The organism is Gemmiger formicilis (assembly GCF_016900095.1).
GTDB lineage: Bacteria > Bacillota > Clostridia > Oscillospirales > Ruminococcaceae > Gemmiger > Gemmiger formicilis_A.
The window spans coordinates 171,305-177,333 of the sequence record NZ_JACJJP010000004.1 but is presented as its reverse complement, the minus strand read 5'-3'; the positions used below and the strand labels follow the sequence as shown (position 1 = coordinate 177,333).

The following is a 6,029-nucleotide window of genomic DNA, read 5'->3' as shown; positions in this document are numbered from 1 at the left end:
CACCGCCACCCCGGCGCCGACCCAGGCACCAACCCCCACGCCCGCACCCATCGACGCCAACTGGCCGGACCAGATCGAAGCGTCCAAGCTGGCGGACTACGGCTTTGCGGTGGAGGCCAAGACCGAAACCACCTATCAGTACAGCGGCTGGCAGACCATCGACGGCAAGCAGTACTACTACGATCCCGTCACCCACCAGCCGGTCACCGGCACCCAGGTCATCGACGGCAACGTCTACACCTTCAGTGCCTCCGGTGTGCTGGGTCAGAAGGAACGCGGCATCGACGTTTCCAAGTTCCAGGGCACCATCGACTGGAACGCTGTCAAGGCGGACGGCATCACCTTTGCCATCATCCGCTGTGGCTACCGCGGCTACGGCAGCGGCGCTCTGGTGGAAGATTCCACCTTCCGCCGCAACATTCAGGGCGCTACCGCCGCCGGCATCAAGGTGGGCGTCTACTTCTACAGCCAGGCTATCAACGAGGCCGAAGCCGTGGAGGAAGCCAGCATGGTGCTGAGCCTGGTGCAGGGGTACAGCCTGCCCTACGGCGTCTACTATGACACCGAGAAGGTGGCCGGAGATACCGGCCGTGCCGATACCATCAGCGCCGCTCAGCGCACCGCCTGCGCCGTGGCCTTCTGCGAGACCATCCGCAATGCCGGATACAGCGCGGGCGTCTACTCCTACGCCAGCTGGTTCTATAACTCCCTGAACTTTGCCAACGTGAGCAAGTACCGCATCTGGATCGCCCAGTACCGCGATACGCTGGACTTTGCCTACAGCTACAACATCTGGCAGTACACCAGCACCGGCAAGGTCAGCGGCATCAAGGGCAACGTGGATATGAACCTGGGCTGATGCCCCGCTCCCCATCGTATACAAAAATCACCCGGACCATCGCGTCCGGGTGATTTTGTTTTCCACCAAATCGGGCTGTTCAGTTGAAATTTCCGTCCCACAGGGGCAGCTCGGTCAGGTATTCCTGAGACACCGCGGGCACATAGTAGGCGCCGAAGGTTTTCAGGTCGGGGTCCTGGTCCGCAGCGGCCGGCACGTCGTCCACCTCCACCCAGAAGCGGTAGTAGGGCATCCAGCATTCTTCCTCGGTGCCGGTGCGATAGACCAGTTCCACCTTGCGGATGAATTCTTCTCCCGGCATCTCGCAGGGCACGGTGGTCAGGTAGTACCCCTGGCAGAGCAGTTCCCGGGCACGGTCGGCGGTGATGATGGGGTAGTCGCCCAGCTTCCGGCTCAGATCGGGTTCGCGGATCCGCACCAGGTGCAAACCGCCCTCGTCATCGCCATAGAAACTCACCTGCCGGAAATTGTAGGCCAGAATCCGGTCGGTGTCACTGCCGGCGCCTTCATAGAAGGAGAGGGTATACCCACTCGTCTCCCCGGAAAAGCTGTAACTTCCGCCGTCAAGGTTCACCACCGGCTGTTCCATGCCCAGCACGTCCGCGTAGGTGGTCGCCAGATACTGGGCGGTGCGGGTCAGCTCCTCACAGGAAGCCTGCCGGGTGAGGGGGTATTCCTCCGGCAGGGACAGGGTGGGCTCGAACCAGACGGCGGCAATCCCGTTCAGGTCCACGTCAATGGACACCCCGTCACCCTTGGCCGTGAGCCGGGTAGGGGCAAAGTATTCCTCCGGCACGTCGGTGATCCCGGCCTGGGCCATCTGCTCTTTCAGGGCGGTCTTGTGTCCTTCGTCGTAGGCGTTGTCGGTGACGCTCAGCTCGCTTTCTTCCCACCCGAACCGCCCGGCCACATCCACCAGCAGGGCACGCATGGCGTCCGGGTCGATGCCGACGGGCATGTGGAAGGGTGTTTCATAGGTGATGGGGTTGCGGAACACCGGCAGGGTGGTCAGGGACAGTTCCTCGCTCCAGGGATTGTTGTTGACCAGTTCCGAGCTGTCGTAGGCCATCAGCCCTTCGAAGCCCATGCCCCCACCCGGGGATTCGGGCAGGGTCAGCAGCGGCAGGTCGGTGGCCGAGCCCACCGCGGGGCCGTCCACGCCGGGCTGCGCGGGCAGGAAAACCGCCGCACCGTATCCCAGAACCGCCAGACAGGCCGCTGCGGCGCCCCACCTCAGCAGGGCAGGGGACCGGCGTTTCGGCTGCACCGCGGCAGCCTCCACGTAGGCGGGGGCAATCAGCCCCATCTTGTCCAAAAGTTCAAAGCCTCTCACAGGGCAAATCCCTCCTTTTCCAGGCGGTCCCGCAGCTGGTTGCGGCAGCGGAACAGGGTGGTCTTGACCTTGCTCTGGGACAGGGAATACCGTTTGGCAATGTCGGCCACCGGGTCCAGATACCAGTACCGGCGCACAAAGATGTTCCGCTTTTCCGGGGGCAGGGCGGCCAAGAATTCGTTGAGGAGGCGGGCCAGAGTCTTCTCATCCAGACGGCACTCCACATCGTCGGGAGCGGGGATGCACTCTTCCATCTCGTCGCTGAGCTCACAGACAAAGGCCTTGCGTTTGAGCCGGTCCCGCCGCCTGCAGACATCCAGGGAGAGATGTCGGGTGATGCAGGCCAGAAAGTTGTACAGATAGCGTCGGGGCTCGTGGGGCGGAATGGCCTTCCAGGCTTCCCAGTAGGTATCGTTTTCGCATTCCTCGGCGGTCTGGCGGTCCTGCACGATGGCATAGGCCAAAGAACGCAGACGGGGCCCGAACTTTTCGGTGGTGTGCCGGATGGCTGTTTCGTCCCGGGACAGGTACAAATCCACAATGACAGTGTCATCCAAGGCGGACCTCTCCTTTCTTTTCGGTTTCGGGTTCAGGGGCTTTCACCCTCATAAGCGTTCTTTTTGGTTCACAGGTTACATGGTTTGCAAAAAGTATAGCATATTTTTTCTGCGGGTTGCCACGGCTGCCGCAAAAAACGGGCACCCGACCAAAGGCCGGATGCCCGTTTGCAGATAGATTGTTTTCTGGCAGGCGGGGGAGAGCTCAGCACCCCTGCACCAGTTTGGCGGACGAACCGCCCCGCACCTGGCCGTTGCCGTGCACGATGTACTTGTAGGTGCACAGTTCCGCCAGCCCCATGGGGCCGCGGGCGTGAAGCTTCTGGGTGGAAATTCCCATCTCGCAGCCCAGGCCGAACTCTCCGCCGTCGGTGAACCGGGTGGAAGCGTTCACATATACCGCGGCGCTGTCCACACAGGTGGTAAAACGGGCGGCGGCGTTCTCGTCGCCGGTGACAATGGCGTCGCTGTGGTGGGTGGAATGGGCGGCAATATGAGCGATGGCCGCTTCCAGGCTGTCCACAACCCCCACCGCCATCTTGTAATCCAGATATTCGGTGTCAAAGTCCTTCGGCCCGGCGGGAACTCCCTCAATGACGGCGGCAGCCCGCTCATCCAGGTGCAGCTCCACCGGGGTCAGCCCGGCGGCGGCCCGGTCATCGCACAGCCGCTGTTTCAGTTTGGGCAGAAATTCTGCCGCAATGTCCTGGTGCACCAGGCAGACCTCCGCCGCGTTGCACACGCTGGGGCGGCTGGTTTTGGCGTTTTCGATGATGTCCAGCGCCATGGCCTGGTCGGCGGCCTTGTCCACATAAATGTGGCAGATGCCGGTGCCGGTCTGGATGCAGGGCACGGTGGCGTTCTCCACACAGGCGCGGATGAGCCCGGCGCCGCCCCGGGGAATCAGCAGGTCCACCAGACCGTCGGCGGTCATCAGCTCGTTGGCCGAAGCGTGGGTGGTGTCCTCGATCAGACTGACCGCTGTTTCGGGCAGGCCTGCTTCCCGCAGACCCCGGCGCAGAGCCTCCACAATGGCGTGGCAGGAAGCCCAGGCATCCTTGCCGCAGCGCAGCACGCAGGCGCTGCCCGCCTTGATGGCCAGGGCGGCCGCATCGGAGGTGACGTTGGGGCGGCTTTCGTAGATGATGGCAATGACCCCCATGGGCACGGCGGTCTTCTCAATCAGGATGCCGTTGGGCCGCACGATCTTGCGCAGCACCGCTCCCACCGGGTCGGGCAGGGAGGCCACTTCCCGCATCCCCTTGGCCATGTCGGCCAGGCGGGTGGGGGTCAGGGCCAGACGGTCCAGCATCACATCGCTGACCCGGCCGCGGGCGGCGTCCAGGTCCTTGCGGTTGGCGTCCAGAATTTCCTGCTGGGCTGCCACCAGCGCCACCGCCATGGCTTCCAGGGCGTCGTCTTTGACGTCGCTGCCGGCCAGGGCCAGAGGCAGCCGGGCGGACTGGGCGTTGAGCAGAATTTCATGGGTGGTCATGGGTCATACCTCCTTACAGGAACTGCCGGTCAGCGGCGGGAACGCCCTACAAAGCGGGTACCCACCGGCTTGCCGGCCACAATATCATACAAAGCCAGGGCGTTGGCGCCGTTGGCAATCACCATATCCACCCCCGCCGAGGTGGCCAGCTTGGCCGCCATGATCTTGGTGGCCATGCCGCCGGTGCCCAGCTTGCTGCCGGCACCCCCGGCCAGGGCCTCCACTTCGGGGGTGATCTCGGTCACGGTGCTGATCAGCTCCGCGTCGGGATGGGTGTGGGGATCGGCGGTGTACAGACCCTCAATGTCGCTGAGCAGCACCAGCAGATCCGCCTGCATGTACTTGGCCACCAGGGCGCCCATGGTGTCGTTGTCGCCCACGGCAATCTCTTCGGTGGCCACGCTGTCGTTTTCGTTGATGATGGGAATGGCCCCCAGCTGCAGCAGACGGTAGATGGTGTTTTCCAGGTTCATCAACCGGGTGGGGCTGTTGAAGTCCTCCCGGGTGACCAGAATCTGGGCCACCGTGTGGTTGTAATCCCCGAACAGCCGGTCGTAGGTGTACATGAGCTCGCACTGACCCACTGAGGCCGCTGCCTGTTTGGTGGCCATGTCGGTGGGGCGGTCAATCTGCAGTTTGCCCGCCCCCATGCCGATGGCGCCGGAGGACACCAGGATGATCTCATGCCCGGCGTTTTTCAGGTCGCTGAAGGTCTTGACCAGCTCTTCGGTGTGGCGGATGTTCAGCCGTCCCCCCGCGTACGCCAGGGTGCTGGTGCCGATCTTGATTACAATACGCATAGTTGTCCTCTTTCGCGGGCGATATTCAGCCTTTGCCCATTTCTTTGGTCTTGTCGTAGGCGGCCAGCACCGCGTCGGTCACCGCCCCGCGGAAGGCTCGCTCCTCCAGCAGGCGTACCCCCTGGATGGTGGACCCGCCGGGGCTGCATACCGCGTCTTTCAGGGCGCCGGGGTGCTGTCCGCTTTCCAGCACCATGCGGGCACTGCCCAGCAGCATCTGGGCGGCGTATTCCTGGGCCTTGGCCCGGGGCAGACCGGCGGCCACACCGCCGTCGGCCAACGCTTCTATGAACTGATACGCCCAGGCCGGACCGCAGCCGGAAACACAGCTGGCCGCGTCGATCAGGGATTCCGGCACCTCGTCCAGCCGTCCCGCCGGGGCCATAACCCGCAGCCAGTCGGCCATTTTGTCCGCGTCCACATGGGCGCTGCAATACTGGATCATCCCCGCACCCAGGGCCACCGGGGTGTTGGGCATCATCCGGATGATGGGCCCCTGCCCGCCGGCCAGTTCCAGAATGCGGTCCATGCTCAGCCCGGCGGCCATGGTCACCAGCACAAAGGCGTCGCCGTTCTTGCGCCGGGCGTCCAGCACCGGCACCAGGTCGGCCAGCACCCCGGGCATCATCTGGGGCTTGACGCCCAGAAACACAAAGTCGCACCCGGCGGCGCCGGCGTTGTCCGCCGTGCGGCAGCCCAGCTCTGCGGCCAGGGCCTGCGCCTTGGCCGGGGTGCGGTTGGCCAACACCACATTCTGCGGGTCGGTGGCCCGGCAAACCGCCTTTGCCACTGCGCCGCCCATGTTGCCGCAGCCGATAAATCCGTACGTCATCCCAAATACCCCCCTGGCGTTTACGCCACAAAAGTCTTTTGACTTATCCTAGCGCACGCAGGGGCCGATGTCAACAAAAAAGGCTGACAACAGTCGGCAAAACTGGTATAATGGCTACGAAAATACCCGATTTTTCTCTTGATTCGGAGGCTG

The 6,029-nt window shown here is 63.6% G+C and carries 6 protein-coding genes; 1 reads left to right on the top strand and 5 read right to left on the bottom strand.

The features are described from left to right. Positions 1–859, top strand: an 859-nt coding sequence (locus H6B15_RS03590) for a glycoside hydrolase family 25 protein (protein ID WP_204646216.1), incomplete at its 5' end; no start/stop codon positions are given. A gap of 79 nt (positions 860–938) precedes the next feature. Here H6B15_RS03590 and H6B15_RS03585 read toward each other — a convergent pair. The 5 genes from H6B15_RS03585 to proC form a co-directional block, all read right to left on the bottom strand. Beyond that, the gene (locus H6B15_RS03585; protein WP_204646214.1) at positions 939–2,192 is read right to left on the bottom strand and encodes a hypothetical protein; all 1,254 of its coding nucleotides are present in this window, start codon (positions 2,190–2,192) and stop codon (positions 939–941) included. Beyond that, complete coding sequence (locus H6B15_RS03580; RefSeq protein WP_204646212.1) at positions 2,189–2,749, bottom strand: RNA polymerase sigma factor; 561 nt, start codon at positions 2,747–2,749, stop codon at positions 2,189–2,191. Before H6B15_RS03580 ends, H6B15_RS03585 begins: the two co-directional genes overlap by 4 nt. A gap of 205 nt (positions 2,750–2,954) precedes the next feature. Continuing rightward, positions 2,955–4,244: a glutamate-5-semialdehyde dehydrogenase gene (locus tag H6B15_RS03575; protein ID WP_204646210.1), complete on the bottom strand. Its 1,290-nt coding sequence runs from the start codon at positions 4,242–4,244 to the stop codon at positions 2,955–2,957. A 29-nt stretch (positions 4,245–4,273) separates the two neighbouring features. Continuing rightward, complete coding sequence (proB, locus tag H6B15_RS03570; RefSeq protein ID WP_204646208.1) at positions 4,274–5,044, bottom strand: glutamate 5-kinase; 771 nt, start codon at positions 5,042–5,044, stop codon at positions 4,274–4,276. A gap of 25 nt (positions 5,045–5,069) precedes the next feature. After that, entirely contained in the window at positions 5,070–5,876 is an 807-nt protein-coding gene (proC, locus tag H6B15_RS03565) for a pyrroline-5-carboxylate reductase (protein WP_204646206.1), read from the bottom strand. Between the last annotated feature and the right edge of the window lie 153 nt (positions 5,877–6,029).

Coding starts and splice junctions, on each gene's coding strand:
- H6B15_RS03575 (WP_204646210.1), bottom strand. CDS start 4,244: ATGACCACCCATGAAATTCTGCTCAACGCCCAGTCCGCCCGGCTGCCT.
- proB (WP_204646208.1), bottom strand. CDS start 5,044: ATGCGTATTGTAATCAAGATCGGCACCAGCACCCTGGCGTACGCGGGG.
- proC (WP_204646206.1), bottom strand. CDS start 5,876: ATGACGTACGGATTTATCGGCTGCGGCAACATGGGCGGCGCAGTGGCA.